This is a genomic window from Arsenophonus endosymbiont of Aleurodicus floccissimus (genome assembly GCF_900343025.1).
Taxonomy (GTDB): Bacteria; Pseudomonadota; Gammaproteobacteria; order Enterobacterales; family Enterobacteriaceae; genus Arsenophonus.
In genome coordinates this window covers 1,146,735-1,167,657 of record NZ_OUND01000001.1, presented here as the reverse complement: position 1 = coordinate 1,167,657, position 20,923 = coordinate 1,146,735, and the positions used below count along the sequence as shown (strand labels likewise).

Here is a 20,923-nt window from a genome sequence, read left to right as displayed (position 1 = left end):
TAATTTGAAACTTAAAATTAAATATGTAATATTTATAAGCTCGAATTGGAGGAGATCTTATGGACATAGATCTACAAAATAAAATATTTGCTATTACAACACAGTCTGAATTGGGACGTAAATTTGGTAAACGTCCACAAACAATTAGTGTTTGGTTTAAAAATCGTCTCCCAGCTGAATGCGTTTTTCTATGGCTAAAGCTCTAGAATGGGAGGTCACACCCCACGAGTTACGCCCTGATCTTTACCCAAACCCAATAGATGGTATCCCTGCTGATAAGCAAAATACTATCTGAGTAACACCGTTCTTTAACATTTTGACTCGCTCTGAATATGCGTTAGAGCCACCACAACCTCATAGGAATATCGAGGTCGGGAATTTTATTATTAAGGATTATCCATCATGGAAACAACAATTACACGCAAATCAAATGCGAAACAAATCGAAGCCAGGATTAGGAAAGGAATTTTATTAATTTCTGGTAGGAAAGCAGCCAAAACTATTGGCGTTCACGAATCACAAGTAACACGTTGGTAGGCAGAAAACGGATTGGTTGTGAAGATGGCAAAACTACTTGATGCTATTAGCTACGACTCACCATCACAGGATATTGTCATTACGAATATCTCAGGCGAAGAGATACGCAAGCTGATTGACATGCTAGAACATTTAAGATTAAAAAAAAGAAGCTTCAAAGTTAAAAAACGATGAAGCCTCTAAATGTCAGATAGAACTTTGCTTTTGATTAATATTTCAGGAAGTTTAACCGAAGGGAAACCACAAATTTCGCTTTTTTCTTTCAATTTCAGCGAAGTCATTATGCACAAAAATCCGTGCTTTTGCCAGTCAAATATCCATAAAAACATTATTCGAGAGAGGGTCAATCGCTCTTTCACGGAGTTAGCCGCCAAGAAGCTAAAAGCCGCATTTGAAGATGTAAAATTAAGGCTTAAACATCGTCAAGAATTAATTCGAGGTAATCAATGAAACATCTCACTCCAACCGAGACCGTTAACCAAATTGGTCGTTTAAATTTGTCTGGTAATATTATCCCTGCTAACTGGTGGCATCACATTAAAATGCCAAGTGGAAAGCCTGATAGCACGGCTATTATTTTGTTGTCTGAAATTATTTACTGGTATCGTCCATCTGAAATCAGAGATGAGTCTACGGGTGAACTGAAAGGATGGCGCAAAGCGTTTTCAGAGTGACAAATTACAGCGTAGCTATCAATCTTTTGCTGATCAATTCGGATTTACAAAACGAGAAGTGACTGATGCCTTAAAACGATTGAAATCGCATGGTATTATTACACTAGAACTCCGTACAATTAATACTTCAACAAGGGCTTGTAGCAATGTTTTGTTTATTGAACCTGTTCCTGCACGTATTGATGAAATAACCAACTCTAGACAATTCGCTGATAATCAACTTGAATCAGAGTCAGTTTATGTAACACCTCCTACGTTGAAACGTAAGAAGTATACAGAGACTACTACAGAGATTACTACAAAAAATAAAAACATATTGATCGAACCCGTTCGATCTGAGGTTGAAAAAACAGAGTTTGGAATGACAAAACCCAATCCAAATCCGATTGATGTAGTGTTTGAAGGCATATTCTGGCTACAGGTTCAGCGTAAGGTGGATAAGCAATCAGCCAAATCAGCATTTAGAACTCAATTCAAGTTGTGGCGGAAAGAAACAGGTGAGACACCGGAACAGTTTGCAGAATTTCTCGTAGCTGATATCCGTGTTAGATTACAGGCTAATCAATTTGGTTTTGAAAAGTTACATCCTGCCACTTACCTCAATGGTAAACGCTGGCTGGATGATAAACCGGTAATATAATCACATTCAACCAAACCCCAAACAACGACCACATCAACGTTTACGGTTAGTAACTGACTGGTATTTTTCTAAAAAAATCATCATGAAATCAATTATCAAATCAATACTCATCCGTGGGTACAACTACGGCCTGGCTGGGTGCTGGCATTATTCAATACGGTTTTAACAAATTTAATCTGAGGGAAGCATGATAACCATTACGGAATTGTCTGAGCGCTTATGGCTTGATGTTGTTAGAGTGACTAAATATCTCTTACCTGAAGGCAAAAAAGAGGGTCATGAGTGGGTAGCAGGCTCTGTGTATGGGGAGCCGGGGAAAAGTTTAAAAATTAATCTCTCTGGCAAAAAAGTTTGGTCAGATTTTGCTGAGGGAACAGGGGGTGATTTACTGGATTTGTGGGTTCAGGTCAGGGACTATAGTTTGCATCAGGCGATGGCAGAGGCGAAACAGTTTCTAGGGATAGCAGATGAATTCGGCGCATTTGAAGTAAAACGGAAAAAACAGTTTAAACGCCCACAAACAGCATCACTGAAAAAAACCGTTAGTAAACCGCATAACTGTTACGAATATCTTCAAGCACGAGGCATAGACCGTAAAATGGCAGAAGAATTCGAAGTCAGTGATGCGATTGTCTGGTCATTTGAAGATAACAGGAAATTACCCGCTATAGCGTTCACTTACAATCGAGAAGGCGAGCTGATACAGGTTAAGCGCATTAGCACAGTAAAACTCAGTGGGAAGAAGGTTATTTCAGTTGAAACAGATTGTGAGCCTTGCCTGTTTGGCTTGCAAGCGCTACCTCAAGCGATTCGTATAGTCATATTGTGCCGGGGGTGAAATTGATTGCATGAGTTATCATCAGTACGGGTTAAGTGCGTTATCGGTTCCCTTTGGTGGGGCTGTGGTGCCAAGCAACAGTGGATTGAGTATGAATTTCATAACCTTGATCGCTCTACTGAAATCTGGTTGTCGATGGACAATGACGAAGTGGGACAACAAGCAGCGTTAGAAATTGCTCGTCGATTAGGGGAATATCAGTGTCGTTTGGTCAAATTGCCCCACAAGGACATTAACGAATGTTTACAGGCTGGCATGACACAGCAGGAAATTGTACACTACCTTGAAACAGCCGCTTATTTTGACCCTGAAGAACTCTGTACAGCAAGAGATTTTTATCAGAGTACGCTTTGATGCATTTTACGGTAGAGAGGAATATTTTTTCAAAACACCATGTGAGTCATTAAATCGCCATTTCAGTTATCGTGAATCTGAGTTAACGTTACTCAATGGGGTCAATGGACACGGTAAGAGTGAAATTTTAGGGCATATTCTGTGTGAAGCGATGTGTCAGGAAATAAGAGCTTGTGTTGCTTCGTTTGAGTTTAAAACCTGCAACGTTTCTAAAGCGCCTAACCCGTCAGTCAACATGCACTAAATTATCCTCACAATTAGAAATTGAATCGGCTTTTAAGTTTTATGACGATAGACTCCTGGTTATTTGGCTTCACAGGGACAGCGAAATCATCACGATTACTGGAAATATTTAAATATGCAAACCGCCGATATGGTATCAATCTGTTTATCATTGATAGTCTCATGAAATGCGGACTTGCCGATGATGATTACAAACGGACAAAAAGCCTTCATGGATGCATTGTGTGATTTTAAAAACAAAACCTCAAGCCATGTTATTTTAGTGACACACAGTCGTAAATCGGAAAGTGAAGAAAAACCCACAGGGAAAATGGACGTAAAAGGTTCAGGTTCAATCACTGATCTTGCCGATAACCTTTTCATCATCTGGCGTAATAAACACAGAGAAAGGGCATTACAGAAGCGAGAGGCTAGTCAAATATTAACTGAAAAAGATCAGAAATATTTAAAAGAGCCTGCATCCATATTGTGTTTAGAAAAGCAGAGAAACGGGGAAGGATGGGAAGGAAAAATCTCATTGTATCTGGATAAACAAGCCCATCAATTTTTGGCAGAAGAAAATACAAGCCCTTACAATTACATCGCTAATAGTGCCCAACAGTGACTATGACCAAATTTGGATGAACAACAACGTATCAAAAGATTGATTTTTATTACTTAAATACCCTTATCAAACAAGCAGGAAACCCAAAATGAAATACCTCATCGAAGCAACCCTTGTTAAAAATAGCGGTGCACCTGTGCATTGGCAGCGCTATAGTGACAAGATGCTCTCAAAGCAGGATTGCCTGAAAATGTTATCGAAATGTGACTAGAATGAATTTAACCACTATCGACAGAATAAAATGAAAATAAGACTGGAACGGTTCGCTTGTAGAAAAGTTTGCTGATATAGCTAAGCGACTTTAAAATGATTACAAGTAATTACTCTATATCAGTAAATTTATATTGAATAAAAACATATCTCTTTGTAATCAAAATAATGTCGCCTGGCTATAAACTCTCGGTACTAAAAATATCACTTGTCATCACCTTTATCCGTTAAAATCCACTCAAATTAAATAGGCAACAATATGAAAATGCAAAGCATGGCAAATCGCCGTGAGGTGCTTTTTTGCGCCCAAAGTGAAGACCCCAGTATTTTAATTCAACATAGAACCGAGCCAAGGATAGATAGCCGGCTGTTTGCTAAACAGCTAAGTATTAAACACAAACATCTTTATGAATTAATCAGAAAGAACTCAAAAAACTTACGTGAGTTTGGCATCCTTCCGTTTCAAACTGAGCGATTAAATACTGTTCAACTGGGTGCCCGTGAACATAAGTATGTTCTACTCAATGAAAACCAGTTTGATTTTATGTGTCGTATTGTCCGTAGACGTGATTACCAGAAAATAACGCAATTTAAATTAGATGTGACAAAAGCATTCGCTAAAAAACGGGCGGCTGAACCTATCCGAAGAGAGTATTTACCCCTATTACCATGAGTCCCGTGATGCTTTACGTGATTTAGGTGCCGAGAAGCACCATTACATCAATCTGGCCAACATTGAGAATCGGTTAGACGGTTTATGTTTAGGTGAACCGAGTAAAGCCAACGAACAACAACTGGGTATTTTACTTTGTATGCAGAAGATAGAGCAAGCTGCCTTTCAGGCGGCCATTCAATCAGGCCTATCACCGACTCAGGCAGTACCCGAAGTGAGTAAACACATCGATATGTTTGCAACGCTAATGATGCCATCTCAGCAGATAGAAGGAAGCTGACAAATGCAATTGATAGAATCACAAGCCATTAGAGAAGTTGTTATTTCTAGTAACTGGGCAGCGATTAATAACGGTACCTGCACATTAACGGATTTGGGACTGAGACACAATGGCAATGGTCTGGTATGGTTTAACTCTGGGATTTCTGTTCATGAGGCAGATAGCGATATTGGACTAACAGGTCAGGATAAGCAATCTTATGATTACCATTCAGGGTTGTGCACAGCTAATGGATTGAAAAGTAATGATTATTATGAATTTGTACAGCCCAAAGATATTGATAGTTATACACTGAATATTATTTGCAAAGTCAGTCAACAATTCACTGAACGGAAAGAGGGTTCCCCTTTAGCTACCTGCGCGTTGTTGATTGACCAACAAGCACGGAAAAAAGCTATCGATAATTGGACGCTTTACCGTCATCCGGAACACGGTGATAAATACACCATTCTGAATAAATATTATTATCGCGCATTGATGAAAATCTATCATGCTAAAGGCTGGCAAGCTGAACCGCTAGGATATATCGGGAGCTTAATCCGCAATGACGCGGAATTTAGCCAACTCTTGAAGCTACTGGTTTATATCAAAGTACGTACCAGAAAGATAACCGGAAAGCTCAATGATTTTTGGATTTACCGATTTAAAGACAAAACGCTCAAAGAGGCGAGTACACAAAAGAAAGTATTAAAAATAATAATTTAACTACATTTGCGCAGTATACAAAATAACCAATGAAAGCGTTTAAACTTCTTCTGGTCGATGGGGAATACTGTTATGTTTATGAAGACCATATCCATTTTTTGACAAAGAAACGTCAACGGATAGCAGGTAAACATTTAACCGGTTATACCGCTAAAGGCGTTGAAATGAGAGAGATTAAGCTATGAATGAAAATCGATAACATCACCATTACCGTTCCTTTCCCACCTTCTGTCAATCACTACTGGTATCACGCCAAACACGAACACTTCATCACCGCAAAAGGCAAATCATATCGTCAGTTGGTAGCTGCTGAAATAATGCGTCAAAAGCTTTATAAATAATTATCACAACGATTAGGAGTCGAGATAAGGGTATATCCACCTGACCGTCGCAAGCAAGATTTAGATAACCTGATGAAAGCGCCGATTGATGCCCTGTGTCATGGTGGTTTGATAATTGATGATGCGCAGATAGATGTGTTGCATATCGAGCGGAAAGAAATCGTTAAGAGTGGGAAACTGATTATCAATATTTGGCAAATTGAGTAGCAGGAGTGATGATGCGCAGAGATACTCAATAATTGTTAGCACGATGGGAAACCTGGGCCCGGGATAACGACACAGGGGATAGACTGGTCGCCGATAGCGGCAGGTTTTAAGGGATTACTCACTTTACGCCCATCCCTGCGCCCTTCGTGCTCAGATGATGATGGGCTGATTATTGATAATTGTGTTTTACAACTGCAAAAAGTGTGCCAGCCAGAAGAACTAAACCTGATTATCGCGTATTACGTCAAGGGTTATTCGAAGCGGGCCGCACGCCGACATCGAGTAGATGAGCGGCTAATCCGGGCAAAATTACAGATTGCTGAAGGATTTATTGACGGTTGCTTATCCCTGCTGGCTGTGCGATTAGACATGGACCCTGAGGTTAAAATTTATTCGCCCCAAAAATGTGAAAAAAGTATTAGTGCGGTCCGCAAAAAGTTTGGTAATATAGTATGAATGGTAGCTTGTAAAGCTCAATAAGTTGTTCTATAATCGTAATTTATTTTGCTGTGTAACATGAGTGGTTCTTATTATTATAGTATAGTAATAAATTCTCCTGCTATCTATTGAAAATCATATTTATCGAACAAGTTGGTGATTAGAAGTTTGTTTTAAAGAAAACTCTACCTCCATTAACATATTGGTATAAATATAGGTATGGGTATCATAATATAAATAAAGGTGAAAAATGAAATCAATTCAATACGATAATCCAAACGATATCGATTATCTATCTACGCTAAAAATAAAAGCATATTCTGGTAACCTTTCACCTCAAATATATGCTAACGGGAAAAATCAGCTTCCAATTCAGATTACTGTACAAGCAGTGAACAAGGATGGTAAAGTTCTTAACTTTTCTAACGATACGTGGCTAAGTATACTAGGCTTATGCTTTTCTGAAAATGGAGAAAAACTTACTAAAAAAGGAAGTAGTGGTTGGTGTTACACTGATGTGATAAATGATTATAGCGAAGAAATTCTATCCACTGAGAATTTTCAAATAGAACCACTGTCAGTTCAAATAAAAAAACATTTAATATTTTATAAAGAAAGCGAAAATATAAATATTATTATGTATGTTTACAGCTATGATGCAAATAAAATAAAACGGATTTCAGTCAATCTTGATACTAATAATGGCAAGCATTTTACTACCGCAGATAACCCTGTTGGTGCAGAGAAAATGTCTGTCGCAATTAAAACACTAAGACCCATTTACTATGATACCAAAAATATAGATTTTAATTATACTGACTTTAGTAGAGGGGAGGCAAAGTGGTCAAAAGATAAGCATGTTTATTTAACGACTAGGCAAAGAAATTATAGTTTAACTACTGTGTATAATAATAGATTTATAAAAAACCACAGTTTTTCAAATTTCTCAGAAACTGAAAATAATAAACAATTAGGAAGTGGTTGGTTTTATTTCGATTTTCATAGATACCTTTATGTTGGTTATTGTTGGCAACCCGATGTAATTTCACCACATACTGTGACAATTTATGATAAAAAAGATGATACTTTTGACCAAAGTATAAATATTGATAGAAAGAATGGGGTTTGCTTAACTATTATGCGTTATCTTGCAAATAATACCGTTCAGTATATTAGTGATGTATTTAATCCTGGTATGAATGATTATTATTATTCAACATCATTAATCATTTATGATCAATATGGTAATAAGGGTGAGTTTTATATTAAAAATTCTGACTATGATGAGCTTTATTTAGAAGTAAAATAAATTGATTAAAATTTATTTATAATAATGGTCGTGAATAAAATTTATTTTAGTAACCGTCTTTGACGTCGAACTGAAGAGTAAAAAAACAAGACTTCATTTGAACTTCCAAGACGGATGCTAAGGCCAAAAGAAAGCCATACTTCAGAGATGATTATATGAAAGACTCATCAAATTATTATACTAATGCAAATAATTTATTAGCACTGTTCAAGGCAGCATCAATCCGCGCACCGGACTTTTTAACGTTCACTTACCGTTAGCTAATGCGTTAATGGGTCCCCGTTATCGCTCGTCCTCTTGTACTCACCTTTATCCACTGTCAATAACGGTTTTGGGATAGGATTTCGGCTTAATTTCTCCCAATATAATAAAAATACCCAGCAGTTATTGCTTTCTAATGCTGAGGAATATCGGATTGGTAACAATGACCAAGTAAAACAACAAAAATTAAAAAACTTTATCTTTAAAAAATTGAATGATAACACCTGTCAGATTACCTATAAATCTGGACTTATAGAAAGGCTATCTCTACGTAGCGATGAAATTTATGTTCCCCCCAAGATTTCATCCCCTGATGGACGTTCACTCAATCTGACGTGGGATTCACATTTCTCCCCTGCTCGGGTCACTGATGATGACGGACATATTCTTTGTTCTGTGACTTATCCCGATAATACCTTTGCCACCAGACGTTTCACCCTTTTGCCTGACAATTCAGAACTTAGCCATAAAATAACTTTCACATTCATGAACGAAAGGCTTAAAAAGGTCACTAATTATGCCACTGCTCCTGAGCAGGTTTGGTCTTTTGACTACGATGATATTGGCCCACAAGGGAGTTATAAGGGGTATTACAGGTGTTCATTCATCTACTGGGCTGATAGAAAAAGTCAGCTATTACACTCAGGCCGAGGATAGCATGGCTTTTCCGACCATAGCTAATCTCCTTCCATTGCCCTGTGTGCATCGTCACACACTTATCCCTGGAGGTGGGCAGCCTGACAGTGTCACCTCATGGAATTACACCCATGAAAAATTATTTAGGGAAAGATGCCCCGATGGAGCAGTGGCAGCCTGACACAGACTAGATGCTGAACTTATTTACTCGTGACTATCAGTACGGCTCCACCGAGGAGCGGTTGGATGCTAAAGGTAAAACTCTGTGTAAGGTCACTCGGCGTTACAATGCCTATCACCTGCTAGCGTCTCAAGAAACGGTGCGACAATGAAAAACATATTTCAATGAGACAGAGTATTACGCCAAATCGGGGGTCAAATTTGATAATCAACCCACTCAGTATGCCTTACCGAAAACGCAAATAGAATTTTGGTCAGAACCTAACGAAAAAGGGGTAACCTCTTCCCGTGATACTGTTACACACTATCAATTTGATGAATTTGGAAATCCTGTACATTAGAAGGCCTAGGACGGGACAATTAGTGAATATATCTATTACCCTACAAAAGGCGAAGGTAGTGACTGTCCAGCCGACCCGTATGGGTTTACCCGGTATTTAAAAATACAAACTGTCACCCCCACCGAAGAAAAATGGTGATGAACCGATAAGCATAACGCGTTACACCTGGCAGAAATTGGAAGCATTAACAGGTGACGGGCATGCTGTAGTGCAGAAAACCATCGAACAAACCACGGGTCATAAACGTAGCCTAACGAATAATACCTATTATTCTGATAAGATTTCACCGACACTATATGGTCGAGTTAATCGTCAACATGTGACGTTGACACCCGATATTAATCAAAAAGAAACCTTGATTAATAAAGCGCTATTCACTTACAATATTAGCGCTAATGAAGTTAATGAAAGTTATGCGTTCACTGGACACGATAGTTTAACGGCAACAAAAACTACGGTTCGGAATCTGTAGACCGGTAATACGCTATCTGAAACTTCAGCCCAAGGAATAGAAACACGTTATGCCTATGATAAGCTGGGGCGTCTTATAAATCGCACCATTTGTCCAGGTTTAGACTACGAAAACTCCACCACCTGGGAATATGGTATTAATAGCGAGGGGCCTTACTCAATCTAAATAGATGCATTCAGAAATAAAAATAAGACAGGTTTTGACGGTGCTGTACGTGCTATTAGTGAGCAAAGATTTGATGGGGATACTGCAAAGTGGTACGAAACTTTTTCGTGTGCGCACAATTCATTAGGTGAAATTGCCACTAGCACGGTAAAAGACTACCTGCTAGCGGGTAATTCTAACAATTATCCTCTGACATCCTATATTACCTATGGTGGGTGGTGAGAAAAGAAAGAAGTCGGCTTCTCCGATGGTAGACAAACGCTGCAACAAACTGACCCCATTGCCCTCACACAAACGGTTTATAGCCAAGGTGACGAAATCACCAGCGGCCGCATAACAAACCACTTTAGATAAAAAAAGCCAGCTTCCACTTAACAAGGTACTAAAAGACACCACTGGTGATAAATATAGTGAATACACTTACAATTGGGACGGACTTGGTCAGCTACGCGAAGAAAACGATGAGCTAGGGCATATTACGAAAAGAACTTATGATGAATATGGTCGGGTATTAAGCCAAACATTAGCTGATGGGACTATCGTTAGCCGCACCTACGCGCCCCACTTAACCGGCAATGAGATTGCCTCCATCAGTGTCACGGGACCCGATGCGAAAGGTACGTCCAAAACCTGGGGGAGCTTGGGACGCAAACATTTGACAGTTTGGGAAGGGTAACGAAACGTGTTAGCGGTGGTCGCACCACTTCATACAGCTATCAGGGTGCCTCGCCTGTGCCTTCAACGGTTACCTTGCCATCCAGTAAAAAGGTCGAATATACTTATATTCCAGAATTAGAAAATGCCGTTAATAGCATGAAGGCTGATGGCATTGTCCAAACATTCAATTATAACAAGCAAACTGGACAATTGCTGAATGCTCGAGAAGCGAGTTCCAAGCTTGAAAAAATCTGGTCAAAGGCCGAACAGTTGAAAGAAGAGGCGTTTTCGCATAATGCGCAGAACCGCAAAGCAAAGCATACCTATACCTTGAAAGGGGCTCCTGTTGCTTATACTGATGTTACGGGTAAACAAACGCAGTACAGCATGGGATACGCATGGCCACGTCATCAGTATTACCGATGATAGCTTAACGGTTAACCTAACCTATGATGCTCTGGGGCGATTACATAGCCAAACAGTGCGTGATAAGCCTTTCCACCTCGTCTTTGACGACTGCGTTCAATTATGATAGCTTTGGGCGCGAAATTACCTGTACCGTTACGGACAAAGGGGGGCATCACATTAATGTTGTCACAAACTTGGTTAAAAAACGGTCTACTGGCTGCCCGCACTACACAGAAAAACGGTATTAAACTGCGGGAAGAACAATATGCTTATGACGACCGTAACCCGGCTAGTGAGTTATATTGCATCGGGTGATAGCCTACCGATTGACGCGTATGGGCGCAGAATGACCGCGCAAACTTACTGCTATGACGCGTTAAATAACCTAACGTCAGTGAAGACGACGTTAGCGGACCGCGTAGTACGAACACAGCGACCTATAGTTATCAAAACGCTCGCCAACCCCACACAACTGACAACGCTAACTAATACACACGATAACTATCCGAAAACCATTAATTTAAGCTATGACGCTGAAGGTCGGATGACCTGTGATGAAGCAGGTAGAACCCTAACCTATGACGTCATGGGACGTTTGACTAGCGTGAGCGATGAGAAGACCCACCGCTCAGGTACCTATAGTTACGATGCATTAAACCGCTTGATTACCCGTAATGCTAGCAACAATGATACGAGGGAACTGTATTATCGAGGGGCTGAATTGGTTAATGAAGTGACTGCCTCAACAAACAAAGAAACTCGGCTGATTAAAACCGGTCACACTTGTTTGGGTGTAAGTGACGACAAGGGATTGACACTAACTGCGGGAGACAAAAACGACAGTTTGCTGTGGTCTGAAGATACAGGTACGTCTAACGAAGGTGAGCTCCACGTCTGGTCACCTTATGGCAGTGATAAACCGAGCGATAGGCTGCCTGGCTTCAACGGTGAGCGGGTTGATCCAGTAAGTGGCACCTATTTCATTCGGGTAATGGCTACCGGGCCTACAATCCGGTCCTAATGCGTTTTAACTGTCCGGATAACCTCAGTCCCTTTGGTGCGGGTGGCATTAATCCTTATGCTTACTGTTCAGGGGACCCCATCAATCATACCGATCCTTCAGGTCATCTGAGCTGGCAGGCGATTACAGGGATTATAGCGGGCACCATAGGACTTGGTTTGGCAGTGTTTACAGCTGGTTCATCAATAGCAGCTGCCGGTGGCGTTATGGTGGCCCTGAGTTCAGCATCAGCCTCATCATTGATTATCCCGGTGGGCTTGGGTGTTGCTTCGGATATCATGGGCATAGCTAGCGGCGCGATGGAAGATTCAAATCCGGAGGCTTCAGCTACTCTGGGCTGGGTATCACTAGCTACGGGGCTGGCGGTGGGCATTGGCAACTGGGATACTAACAAGGTTTTTGGAAAAAATGGTAGTTATAATCTTTTTAGGTCATTAAGAATCTCAACTTTTCGACCTGATGACTATAATGGAGGCCCTAGTTTTTTTGCTGGAAACGGAACAAATAGAACTCTAAAATGGCACCCAATTAGTCATAGTGGGAAAGTCATTTATGTTTCAGATCAGTAAGTTACTTATAATGACGTACTTGATCTTATTACAAGAATCAATAATAAAAAAATAAACTAACAGGGAACTCTAGAAATATAACTGTTATATCTGCAACACATGGAACTGAATTAGGGGATAACTTTGCAGTCAGTGGATTTCGTCGTGAGGATCTTATTCATAGAGATTTTTATCGTGAAGATAGACGTCTCAAAAAAATTTCTAATAAAAATATTACGATAGATGTTCGTACATCTTCAAAAATGACTGCAAAAAATTATAAGCATATTTATGATGACCCTTCTTGTGATGTAATTTTAGCTTTTTGTTTTAGTCGCAATGACAGTTCACTTTGTGAACATCTTGATTTACCACTTGTAACTCCTTATCTAAGTGATTTTTATGATGATATAGAGTTTGGCCATATAGATCTTATTTCACTTTAAAGTTATATATTGTGGAAAAATACACTACCGGCTCCGCTTACAGCTGGAGTTTTGCCACTTGTCTATTGGGCGTATTTTCACTCAGTGACTGTGCGCTGATTACCGGTATCGTTTGTACGCTATTGACCTGTGGGGTGAATTGGTATTACCGGCATAAGGAATACCGTTTTCGGGTGAAAAAGAGAATGAGTCCTGACCTTAAACGACGACTGGTGACTGCGATGGCCGGAGGTGCCATCGCGATTACGGCAGTATTATTACAGTGGCACGAAGGACTCAGGCACAAAACTTACAAAGACGGTGTGGTATATTAACCGTGTGCTACGGGCATACCGGGAAAGAGGTTACTCCCAGTAAGCGCTACACAGACGCGGAATGTCAGGCTTTACTGGATAGTGACCTGAAGGCGGCGATTGCAGTGGTTGAGAGTAACGTTATCGTGCAGCTTACGGACACAGAGAAAGCCGCACTTACCTCATTTGTCTACAACGTGGGGAGTGGGGCTTTTGTGTGGCCAACGTTACTGAAAAAACTGAATGCCGATGATATGCGTAGCGCCTGTAATGAGATGCGGCGGTGGAAATATGACGAAGGCAACGTATCAAAAGGGCTTGTTAATCGCCAAGCGGTAGAGCGTGAACTGTGTCTATCGGATTAACATTATGTACGTCAAATTCCTTTTCGCAGCGATATTATTTATCATAATCACCGCACTTTCTATCGTGGTCCGGTTTCAATATGTTGAGAACGTCCGTCTGAAATTGGCCAACCAGTCGATAATAGCCAAGCGTGATGCTGCACGGGCACAGTTTACTCACTATGAGAAGGTGGTTGATATTTTTAACACGATAGCAGGAGCCACCCAGGATGCGCACCAACAGGCGATACACGAATCGCAGCCCGAAATGGTTGAGATACAAAAAGCGATTACGCCTGAACGCTGCGCTCGTCTGCCTGTGCCTACTGCCGCTGTTAACCGGTTGCGTGCACACGCAAATAAAATATCTCCCCGTGCCGCCAGCACCCATTCCAGGAACGTTACTCGATGATTGCGCTCTGCCGGTGATATCGGAACACATGACCTGGGGCGATAGTCTGATACTCAATGAGCAACTGCTGCTGGCTCTCGAGATGTGTAACCAAGATAAAGCGGCGATAAGGCAGATTGAAAAGCAGAGAGAATAACTGCCGAGGCTTCGTCATTGAAAATAGGAAAAAGGATAGTCAACAATGAAAAGGGCAAGCGGCGTTACGCCCGTTCCCGTCAATCGGGAGACTAAAAGAGGGTGAGTAAGAAGAAAATAGGGCGGCCGAGTAAGTTAGCCGTGAGCCTCGAAAAGGCCAACGCCTATTTAATGAGCGAATACAAAACCGTGGGGGATGTTGTACTCAGTGTGGCGGGTTTAGTCTGTTATTTAGGGATAAGCCGGTCTACCGCACAGGAATATGCCAAGGAAAATAGCGCTTTTTCTGGCACGTTAGCGGCCATCAAAACGGTTCAAGAAAATAGCTTGATAAATAAATGGCTTACAGGAGAATTTAATGCTACGATAACCAAACTGATGTTATCTAATCACGGTTACGTAGAAAAACAAGAAACCACGCTTACAGGTAAAGATGGCGGTGCGATTGAGACAGATAGCAAGATGACCATTGAATTTGTAGGCATGCCTAAACGTGAAGGTACAAATTAGCGAAAAGTTCGCTCCCATGTTCAAACCGAAACGCATCAAAGTTTACTTTGGCGGTCGGGGTGGTATGAAAACGGTTTCGTTTACTAAAATAGCCTTAATCACGGCCGCAATGTATAAGCGCCGGTTTTTATGTTTGCGGGAATTTATGAATTCGATTGAAGATTCTATCCGTGCGGTATTACATGCCGAGGTAGCCACGTTAGGATTACAAGCCCGATTTCGGGTGTGCAATAGCTACATTGAAGGCATCAATGCGTCTATTTTCAAATATGGCCAGTTGGCGCGTAATATTGCTTCTTTCGAATCCAAACATGATTTTGATGTTGCATGGGTAGAAGAAGCGGAGACGGTATCGGAAAAAAGTCTGGATACGCTCATTGCCACGATTCGCAAGCCCGGCTCTGGGCTGTGGTTTTCCTTTAATCCTGCCGAAGAAGACGGTGCCGTTTATCAGCGATTCGTCAAGCCATATAAAGCGATAATCGATACGCAAGGTTACTATGAAGACGATGAGGTGTATATTGGAAAGTGAGCTACATGGATAATTCTTGGTTACCGGCAGAACTTAAAAATGATGCGTAGAAGATGAAACAGGAAAACTATAAAAAATAGCGGCATGTTTATGGTGGCGAATGTGATGCGAATTACGGTGATACATTAATTCAGCCTGAGTGGGTGGACGCGGCGATTGATGCACACATCAAGTTAGGGTTTACGCCAAGAGGGATACGTGTTGTCACTTTCGACCCGGCTGATTCTGGTAAGGACGAGAAAGCCTTATCCAAACGCTATGGCGTGCTTATTGAAGATTGCGTGAGCTGGTCAGAAGGTGATGTGACAGACGCTACCCTAAAGGCGTTCGATGCCGTCTTTGATTATCGGGCGGATGATTTTATTTATGATAATATTGGGTTAGGGGTAGGCACCGTAAAAACCCATCTAAGACATAGCAATGATGGTAATAAGATGGTGGTGACGGGCTTTGGCGCTGGGTATTCGCCCGATTATCCTCATGAAATCTATGTGCTAGGCAAGGGTGAATACCTTCCCTCTTCAAATAAAGATGATAGAACCCACCGTGATACCTTTAGAAACAAGCTCGCTCAATATTGGGTTTATTTAGCCGACCGATTTTATAAAAAACGTGGCACGCGGTTGAAAAGGGAGAATATCTCGATCCGGATGCGTTGATAAAAGTCTGTCTTCGAAAATAGCGAAAATGTCACAATTGAAATCAGAGCTCATCAAACAACAACGAAAACACACACCAGGAACAGATTAATCCAATTGATTAGCAAAGATAAGATGCGAGCGAAAAGGCTCAAATCACCCAATATGGCGGATACGCTGATGATGTCATTTGCCAATCCTCTCCACATAAAAGAAGACACGGAAATCATTGTCCCCTCATCGTCGAGTTGGTAATTATGGCTGAAACATTACAAAAAAGACATGAGCAAATTATGCTCAAGTTTGACCGGGCGAACTCACCGCAAAAATAGGTGAGAGAAAAATGTATTGAGGCGACACGATTTGTGCGCGTTCCTGGTGGCCAATGGGAAGGGGCCACGGCGGCGGGCTCTGAATTAGGCAAACAAGTTGAGAAGTACCCGAAGTTTGAAATTAATAAAATATCGACCGAGCTCAATCGAATAATTATCGAATATCGCAATAATCGCATTACCGTTAAATTTAGACCGGGCGACAGCGCAGCCAGTGAAGCGTTAGCGAATAAACTAAACGGACTATTCCGCGCCGACTATGAAGAAACCGACGGCGGCGAAGCGTGTGATAACGCCTTTGATGATGCCGCTAACGGGGGCTTTGGGTGCTTTCGGCTAACGACACAGTGGGTCAATGAAGCTGATCCGATGGATAAGCGATAGCGGATAGCGATGGCGCTAATTTATGATCCGGCGCGTTCGGTTTGATTCGACCCGGATGCGAAGAAATACGATAAATCCGATGCCCAGTGGGCTTTCTGCATGTATTCACTCTCTGCTGAAAAGTATCAGGCGGAATACAACAAAGACCCTGTCAGGTTAAGTCGTGGCATTGACCGATCATGGGATTACGATTGGTATGATGTTGATGTGGTTTATATCGCCAAATACTACGAAGTAAAAAAAGAGTCGGTTGATGTTGTGCGTTTTCAAAATCCCTTTACCGGTGAAATTGTGGCCTATGACAGTGACCAATTAGAACACGTTGCCGACGAACTGATTGAGATTGGTTTCATTGAAGTAGCCCGAAGAACCCCTTAAGCGCCGCTGTGTTTATGTCTCGGTGGTGGATGGTGAGGGTTTTCTTGAAAAACCACAACGCATACCCGGTAAGCATATCCCGTTAATTCCGGTGTATGGTAAGCAGTGGTTTATCGATGATATTGAGCGAGTGGAAGGGCATATTGCAAAAGCCATGGACGCACAGCGGCTTTACAACTTACAGGTGTCGATGCTGGCAGATTCTGCCACGCAGGATACTGGTTCCATTCTGATTGTCGGTAAGAGTCAGATAAAAACCCTGGAGAAATATTGGGCGAATCGAAATAAAAACAGGCCGGCTTTCTTGCCACTCAATGAGATTGTTGACAAGCAAGGTAATATTATTGCGCCCCCTACGCCAGTCGGATACAGGCAACCCCAGCCACTGAATCAGGAGATGGCCGCGTTATTACAGCAAACGGGGGCGGGATGGATATCCAGGAGGTGACCGGTTCAAGCCAGGCGATGCAGCAAATGCCTGGCAATAGCCAAAGAAACTGTTAATAATCTGATGCATCGTTCCGATATGTCCTCGTTTATCTATTTGGACAATATGGCTAAGAGCCGTAAGCGCGCGGGTGAAGTTTGGTTATCAATGGCCAGTGAAGTCTACGGCTCGGATAGACAGGTTCGCATTGTTAATGCGAACGGGACTGACGATATCGCCTTAATGTCGGTGGTCATCAACGATAAGCAGAACGGGCAAGTGTTGTCGATAAATGATTTATCCAGTGGTCGTTATGATGTTGCGGTCAATGTGGCGCCGTCTTATACCGCAAGACGGGATGCGACTGTTTCAGTGCTGACTAATCTATTGGTTGGCATGTTACCGCAAGACCCAATGCGACAGGTTTTACAAGGTATCATTCTTGACAATATGGACGGCAAAGGACTTGACGAGTTCAAAGAGTATAATCGCAAGTAGTTATTGACCCAAGGTGTCGTTAAACCGCGCAATATAGAAGAAGAGCAGAGGGTTGCGCAAATGATGCAGCAATCACAACAGCCTAATGCCAAACTTGTCGCCGCTCAAGGGGTATTAATGCAAGGGCAAGCTAAGGTTCAGAAAGCGAAGAACGAAGCGCTCGCTATTCAGGTGAAAGCCTTCTAGGCACAAACGGAAGCACGGGTTGCTGAAGCAAAAGTGGTGCAGCTGCTTGACGCTGCTGACAGCACTAAACGCGCAGAAATTCGGGAAGCCCTTTAAATGCTTCACCAATTCCAGAAAGAACAAGGGGATGGTGCCAGAAGAGCGGATGCTGAGTTGATGCTAAAAGTCACCGATACGCAGCATAACCAACCTATTGATACAGCGTCAACATAACCCACCGTCTCCTGTGGACGACTCGTAGCGTTAAGGAATCATAAATGGAAAACGAACTGATTATCGATGGTTAAGCTGTCCCTATGTCTGTACATCAGAACATACTACCGCAAAATACCGTTGAGTAACCCACGCAGGCGAGTGAGAATAATGCCGATCAAGTGCAACTGCTTGATATGGATAATACTGCAGAAAAATCCGATCAGGAAGTCGAGCCGGCGCACGATTACGCATTGCAAATTGGAGATGAAGAAATATCGCTAGGCGAAGATGAAGATTCAATAGAAGGTAAGCCTGCGCCTAAGTGGGTTAAAGAGCTGAGAAAAGGGTTTAAAGAAACACAGAAAGAAAATCGCGATTTGAAACGTCAGCTTGAGGAATTAACCACCCAGCCGACTCATCAATCGCCCGTTAATCATGATAACATTATTCCGGCTAAACCGACGTTGGGATCTTGTGATTATGATGAAGAAGTCTAGGAAAAAGCAATGAAAGATTGGCATGAGAAAAAAAACCATGTCGAACAAAAGCAACAAGCACAACAAAGGCAGCAATGAGAAGTTCAAGAACGATTTATTGAACGTCTGAAATCGCATCAAGAACGCGCAGCCAGATTGCCTGTGAAAGATTACCCAGAGATGGAAGCGGTTGTTCGTTCGTTCAGAAGTGCCCGTATTGCAGCAGGAGATTTTAATCCATGCGGCTGATGAGGGAACAGAGCTTATCGCTTATGCGCTGGGTAAAAACAATGCTTTGCGCTAGCGGCTGACCGCTGAGAATGATCCAATACGTGCCGCGTTTCTATTAAGTCAAATTAGCCAGAAGGTAAAACTGGCGCCCAAACCTAAAAAGACACCTAAGCCAGAGCCAACGCTAAAAGGGGGGGCGGGAAACCTGAAATCCGATGAATTTAACAAATTGTGCCCCGGTGCAATGATTGAATAAAGAGTAGAAAAATGGCAAATAATCTAGAATTAAATATCAGTCAAATTGTTTTAAAAAAATTCTTACCTGGCTTTATGTCGGATCTTGTGTTGTGTAAAATCATTGATAGGCAATTATTATCCGGTAAGATAAATTCAAATACCGGCGACAGTGTGAGCTTTAAGCGTCCGCCTCAGTTCAAATCTGAAAGAACAGAAGCCGGGGATATTACCGGAAAAGCGAAAAATAGTCTTCTAGCGGGCAAAGCAACCGGCAAAGTGGGTAAATATATCACGGTGGCGGTTGAATGGACCCAAATTAAAGAAGCGCTAAAGCTGAATCAACTTGAACAAATGCTATCCCCGATTCATGAGCGCATGGTCCCTGATCTGGAAATAGAATTAGCACATTTTATGATGAACAATGGCGCCTTATCGCTGGGCTCACCCAATACACCGATAAAGAAATGGTCAGATGTGGCTCAAACGGCCTCATTCATAAAAGATATTGATATTGGCATTAAAACCAGTGAAAATTACGCCGTCATGGATCCGTGGTCAGCCCAACGGCTTGCGGATGCGCAGTCGGGTTTGCATGCCACCGAACAATTAGTCCGTACTGCTTGGGAGAATGCGCAGATATCGGGTAATTTTGGTGGCATTCGGCATTGATGTCTAATGGTCTTGCATCAAGAGAGGAAGGTGATTTTGGTGGCACAATCACGGTAAAAACCGCGCCTAACGTTGATTATCTGTTGGTGAAGGATGCCTACCAATTTACGGTAACATTGACCGGGGCGACACCGAGTAAGCCGGGATTTTTTAAAAGCCGGTGATCAGCTTAAATTTACGTCTACTCACTGGTTAAATCAGCAAAGTAAGCAAACGTTATACAACGGATCGACAGCAATCAGTTTTACCGCAACGGTACTGGAAGAGACTGCCTCTGCCGCTTCGGATGATGTCACGGTTAAATTATCGTGTGTGCCGATTTATGATGAAAGCAATGCGCAAATACAATGCCGTTGATGCAAAAGTGAAGGCAGGCGATGCCGTTTCTATCATAGGAACGGCAAAACAACAGATGAAACCTAACCTTTTTTACAATAAGTTTTTCTGTGGGTTAGGCACCATCCATCCCCTTGCCAAAATTACATAGCCTTGACTCAGCAGTAGAAACGTATGAGGGTTTTTCTATTCGGGTGCATAAATATGAAATATGCAGATGGCGATGCAAATAAGCAAATGATGCGTTTTGACCTATTACCCTGCCTATGTCTGTTTTAATCCACATCAGGGTGGTCAATTTTTTGGTAATCCTTAAATTTATGATAAAGTGGGCGCTTTAGCGCCCTTTTTATCGAGGTAAAGGTGGAAAGAAAAAGTGTTTTTGTGTGGGCTAATAATGAAGCCGGTTTTGTCCAGGCAGTGATAGCGACAAGGGATTTTCATGAGTTCAAAAAAGGGGCTTTGTGGCGTCGATTGATGAAATAAAGGCAACCGAGAAAGCTAAAGCACCTAAAAATAGGA

The 20,923-nt window shown here is 41.8% G+C and carries 28 protein-coding genes and 9 pseudogenes; all 37 read left to right on the top strand.

Annotated elements, in window-relative coordinates:
- The first annotated feature begins 59 nt into the window (after positions 1–59).
- Positions 60–206 (top strand): hypothetical protein, encoded by a 147-nt coding sequence (locus ARADI_RS21625; RefSeq protein ID WP_439647080.1) that lies wholly within the window; start codon positions 60–62, stop codon positions 204–206.
- A 196-nt stretch (positions 207–402) separates the two neighbouring features.
- A complete protein-coding gene (locus ARADI_RS20795; RefSeq protein WP_119711498.1) occupies positions 403–537 on the top strand; it encodes a CII family transcriptional regulator in 135 nt (44 codons plus the stop codon).
- 24 nt (positions 538–561) lie between these two features.
- A complete protein-coding gene (locus ARADI_RS06520; protein ID WP_182853126.1) occupies positions 562–711 on the top strand; it encodes a hypothetical protein in 150 nt (49 codons plus the stop codon).
- A 9-nt stretch (positions 712–720) separates the two neighbouring features.
- Positions 721–987 (top strand): hypothetical protein, encoded by a 267-nt coding sequence (locus tag ARADI_RS06515; RefSeq protein ID WP_119711497.1) that lies wholly within the window; start codon positions 721–723, stop codon positions 985–987.
- Positions 984–1,211, top strand: a complete 228-nt coding sequence (locus tag ARADI_RS06510; RefSeq protein ID WP_119711496.1) for a hypothetical protein — start codon at positions 984–986, stop codon at positions 1,209–1,211. Before ARADI_RS06515 ends, ARADI_RS06510 begins: the two co-directional genes overlap by 4 nt.
- 58 nt (positions 1,212–1,269) lie before the next feature.
- Positions 1,270–1,851 (top strand): hypothetical protein, encoded by a 582-nt coding sequence (locus ARADI_RS06505; RefSeq protein ID WP_119711495.1) that lies wholly within the window; start codon positions 1,270–1,272, stop codon positions 1,849–1,851.
- Between the two features lie 190 nt (positions 1,852–2,041).
- Positions 2,042–3,933, top strand: a pseudogene (locus ARADI_RS06500) (toprim domain-containing protein).
- Between the two features lie 45 nt (positions 3,934–3,978).
- The gene (locus ARADI_RS20790; protein WP_119711494.1) at positions 3,979–4,101 is read left to right on the top strand and encodes a DUF1187 family protein; all 123 of its coding nucleotides are present in this window, start codon (positions 3,979–3,981) and stop codon (positions 4,099–4,101) included.
- Between the two features lie 258 nt (positions 4,102–4,359).
- Positions 4,360–4,773 (top strand): Rha family transcriptional regulator, encoded by a 414-nt coding sequence (locus ARADI_RS06490; protein WP_182853125.1) that lies wholly within the window; start codon positions 4,360–4,362, stop codon positions 4,771–4,773.
- 139 nt (positions 4,774–4,912) lie between these two features.
- The gene (locus tag ARADI_RS06485) at positions 4,913–5,053 is read left to right on the top strand and encodes a hypothetical protein (RefSeq protein WP_182853124.1); all 141 of its coding nucleotides are present in this window, start codon (positions 4,913–4,915) and stop codon (positions 5,051–5,053) included.
- Between the two features lie 3 nt (positions 5,054–5,056).
- Complete coding sequence (locus ARADI_RS06480; protein ID WP_119711493.1) at positions 5,057–5,758, top strand: hypothetical protein; 702 nt, start codon at positions 5,057–5,059, stop codon at positions 5,756–5,758.
- Positions 5,759–5,787: 29 nt separating this feature from the next.
- Positions 5,788–5,943: a hypothetical protein gene (locus ARADI_RS06475; protein WP_182853123.1), complete on the top strand. Its 156-nt coding sequence runs from the start codon at positions 5,788–5,790 to the stop codon at positions 5,941–5,943.
- Positions 5,944–6,099 carry a RusA family crossover junction endodeoxyribonuclease gene (locus ARADI_RS06470; protein WP_182853122.1) on the top strand — a complete coding sequence of 52 codons (156 nt, stop codon included), beginning with the start codon at positions 5,944–5,946 and terminating at the stop codon, positions 6,097–6,099.
- 18 nt (positions 6,100–6,117) lie between these two features.
- Positions 6,118–6,306 (top strand): annotated as a pseudogene (locus tag ARADI_RS06465) (RusA family crossover junction endodeoxyribonuclease); the annotation flags it as partial.
- Between the two features lie 32 nt (positions 6,307–6,338).
- Positions 6,339–6,762 (top strand): annotated as a pseudogene (locus tag ARADI_RS06460) (antiterminator Q family protein).
- 232 nt (positions 6,763–6,994) lie between these two features.
- The gene (locus ARADI_RS06455; RefSeq protein ID WP_119711491.1) at positions 6,995–8,053 is read left to right on the top strand and encodes a hypothetical protein; all 1,059 of its coding nucleotides are present in this window, start codon (positions 6,995–6,997) and stop codon (positions 8,051–8,053) included.
- A 297-nt stretch (positions 8,054–8,350) separates the two neighbouring features.
- Positions 8,351–8,971: a hypothetical protein gene (locus ARADI_RS06450; protein ID WP_147392380.1), complete on the top strand. Its 621-nt coding sequence runs from the start codon at positions 8,351–8,353 to the stop codon at positions 8,969–8,971.
- Between the two features lies 1 nt (position 8,972).
- Positions 8,973–9,131 (top strand): hypothetical protein, encoded by a 159-nt coding sequence (locus tag ARADI_RS06445; protein ID WP_182853121.1) that lies wholly within the window; start codon positions 8,973–8,975, stop codon positions 9,129–9,131.
- Between the two features lie 515 nt (positions 9,132–9,646).
- Positions 9,647–9,943 (top strand): hypothetical protein, encoded by a 297-nt coding sequence (locus ARADI_RS06440; RefSeq protein ID WP_119711489.1) that lies wholly within the window; start codon positions 9,647–9,649, stop codon positions 9,941–9,943.
- An 828-nt stretch (positions 9,944–10,771) separates the two neighbouring features.
- Positions 10,772–11,191 (top strand): hypothetical protein, encoded by a 420-nt coding sequence (locus tag ARADI_RS06425; RefSeq protein WP_147392379.1) that lies wholly within the window; start codon positions 10,772–10,774, stop codon positions 11,189–11,191.
- A gap of 102 nt (positions 11,192–11,293) precedes the next feature.
- On the top strand, positions 11,294–11,488 hold the full coding sequence (locus ARADI_RS06415) for a hypothetical protein (RefSeq protein ID WP_147392378.1): 195 nt from the start codon (positions 11,294–11,296) through the stop codon (positions 11,486–11,488).
- Positions 11,466–12,194 (top strand): hypothetical protein, encoded by a 729-nt coding sequence (locus ARADI_RS17630; protein ID WP_238149184.1) that lies wholly within the window; start codon positions 11,466–11,468, stop codon positions 12,192–12,194. Before ARADI_RS06415 ends, ARADI_RS17630 begins: the two co-directional genes overlap by 23 nt.
- Positions 12,194–12,763, top strand: coding sequence for an RHS repeat-associated core domain-containing protein (locus tag ARADI_RS17625; RefSeq protein WP_238149183.1), 570 nt, complete (start codon positions 12,194–12,196; stop codon positions 12,761–12,763). Before ARADI_RS17630 ends, ARADI_RS17625 begins: the two co-directional genes overlap by 1 nt.
- A gap of 77 nt (positions 12,764–12,840) precedes the next feature.
- Positions 12,841–13,188 (top strand): hypothetical protein, encoded by a 348-nt coding sequence (locus tag ARADI_RS20770; protein ID WP_119711487.1) that lies wholly within the window; start codon positions 12,841–12,843, stop codon positions 13,186–13,188.
- Between the two features lie 11 nt (positions 13,189–13,199).
- Positions 13,200–13,349, top strand: a pseudogene (locus ARADI_RS17620) (phage holin family protein); the annotation flags it as partial.
- A gap of 24 nt (positions 13,350–13,373) precedes the next feature.
- Positions 13,374–13,846, top strand: a pseudogene (locus ARADI_RS06395) (lysozyme).
- Between the two features lie 4 nt (positions 13,847–13,850).
- The gene (locus tag ARADI_RS06390) at positions 13,851–14,237 is read left to right on the top strand and encodes a hypothetical protein (protein ID WP_119711486.1); all 387 of its coding nucleotides are present in this window, start codon (positions 13,851–13,853) and stop codon (positions 14,235–14,237) included.
- Positions 14,173–14,373 carry an Rz1-like lysis system protein LysC gene (gene lysC, locus ARADI_RS21620; RefSeq protein WP_439647079.1) on the top strand — a complete coding sequence of 67 codons (201 nt, stop codon included), beginning with the start codon at positions 14,173–14,175 and terminating at the stop codon, positions 14,371–14,373. The genes ARADI_RS06390 and lysC overlap by 65 nt, the downstream gene beginning before the upstream one ends.
- Positions 14,374–14,474: 101 nt before the next feature.
- Positions 14,475–14,882 carry a DNA-packaging protein gene (locus tag ARADI_RS06380; RefSeq protein ID WP_119711485.1) on the top strand — a complete coding sequence of 136 codons (408 nt, stop codon included), beginning with the start codon at positions 14,475–14,477 and terminating at the stop codon, positions 14,880–14,882.
- On the top strand, positions 14,866–15,414 hold the full coding sequence (locus ARADI_RS17615) for a phage terminase large subunit (protein WP_238149182.1): 549 nt from the start codon (positions 14,866–14,868) through the stop codon (positions 15,412–15,414). The genes ARADI_RS06380 and ARADI_RS17615 overlap by 17 nt, the downstream gene beginning before the upstream one ends.
- A gap of 281 nt (positions 15,415–15,695) precedes the next feature.
- Positions 15,696–16,073, top strand: coding sequence for a terminase large subunit (locus ARADI_RS17610; RefSeq protein ID WP_238149181.1), 378 nt, complete (start codon positions 15,696–15,698; stop codon positions 16,071–16,073).
- A 311-nt stretch (positions 16,074–16,384) separates the two neighbouring features.
- A pseudogene (locus tag ARADI_RS20765) lies at positions 16,385–17,146 on the top strand (portal protein).
- Between the two features lie 22 nt (positions 17,147–17,168).
- Positions 17,169–18,071: pseudogene (locus ARADI_RS19540) on the top strand (portal protein).
- A gap of 3 nt (positions 18,072–18,074) precedes the next feature.
- Entirely contained in the window at positions 18,075–18,257 is a 183-nt protein-coding gene (locus ARADI_RS22145; protein ID WP_500782214.1) for a hypothetical protein, read from the top strand.
- Between the two features lie 296 nt (positions 18,258–18,553).
- Positions 18,554–19,415, top strand: a pseudogene (locus ARADI_RS06365) (phage capsid protein).
- Between the two features lie 11 nt (positions 19,416–19,426).
- A pseudogene (locus ARADI_RS06360) lies at positions 19,427–20,717 on the top strand (P22 phage gp5 family major capsid protein).
- Positions 20,718–20,764: 47 nt separating this feature from the next.
- Positions 20,765–20,887, top strand: coding sequence for a hypothetical protein (locus ARADI_RS19535; protein ID WP_255420620.1), 123 nt, complete (start codon positions 20,765–20,767; stop codon positions 20,885–20,887).
- The last annotated feature ends 36 nt before the right edge of the window (positions 20,888–20,923 follow it).

Bases quoted from the DNA above. Each gene is read 5' to 3' on its own strand.
- ARADI_RS21625 (WP_439647080.1), top strand. From the start codon at position 60: ATGGACATAGATCTACAAAATAAAATATTTGCTATTACAACACAGTCT.
- ARADI_RS20795 (WP_119711498.1), top strand. From the start codon at position 403: ATGGAAACAACAATTACACGCAAATCAAATGCGAAACAAATCGAAGCC.
- ARADI_RS06520 (WP_182853126.1), top strand. From the start codon at position 562: ATGGCAAAACTACTTGATGCTATTAGCTACGACTCACCATCACAGGAT.
- ARADI_RS06515 (WP_119711497.1), top strand. From the start codon at position 721: ATGTCAGATAGAACTTTGCTTTTGATTAATATTTCAGGAAGTTTAACC.
- ARADI_RS06510 (WP_119711496.1), top strand. From the start codon at position 984: ATGAAACATCTCACTCCAACCGAGACCGTTAACCAAATTGGTCGTTTA.
- ARADI_RS20790 (WP_119711494.1), top strand. From the start codon at position 3,979: ATGAAATACCTCATCGAAGCAACCCTTGTTAAAAATAGCGGTGCACCT.
- ARADI_RS06490 (WP_182853125.1), top strand. From the start codon at position 4,360: ATGAAAATGCAAAGCATGGCAAATCGCCGTGAGGTGCTTTTTTGCGCC.
- ARADI_RS06485 (WP_182853124.1), top strand. From the start codon at position 4,913: ATGCAGAAGATAGAGCAAGCTGCCTTTCAGGCGGCCATTCAATCAGGC.
- ARADI_RS06480 (WP_119711493.1), top strand. From the start codon at position 5,057: ATGCAATTGATAGAATCACAAGCCATTAGAGAAGTTGTTATTTCTAGT.
- ARADI_RS06475 (WP_182853123.1), top strand. From the start codon at position 5,788: ATGAAAGCGTTTAAACTTCTTCTGGTCGATGGGGAATACTGTTATGTT.
- ARADI_RS06470 (WP_182853122.1), top strand. From the start codon at position 5,944: ATGAAAATCGATAACATCACCATTACCGTTCCTTTCCCACCTTCTGTC.
- ARADI_RS06455 (WP_119711491.1), top strand. From the start codon at position 6,995: ATGAAATCAATTCAATACGATAATCCAAACGATATCGATTATCTATCT.
- ARADI_RS06445 (WP_182853121.1), top strand. From the start codon at position 8,973: ATGGCTTTTCCGACCATAGCTAATCTCCTTCCATTGCCCTGTGTGCAT.
- ARADI_RS06415 (WP_147392378.1), top strand. From the start codon at position 11,294: ATGATAGCTTTGGGCGCGAAATTACCTGTACCGTTACGGACAAAGGGG.
- ARADI_RS17625 (WP_238149183.1), top strand. From the start codon at position 12,194: ATGCGTTTTAACTGTCCGGATAACCTCAGTCCCTTTGGTGCGGGTGGC.
- ARADI_RS06390 (WP_119711486.1), top strand. From the start codon at position 13,851: ATGTACGTCAAATTCCTTTTCGCAGCGATATTATTTATCATAATCACC.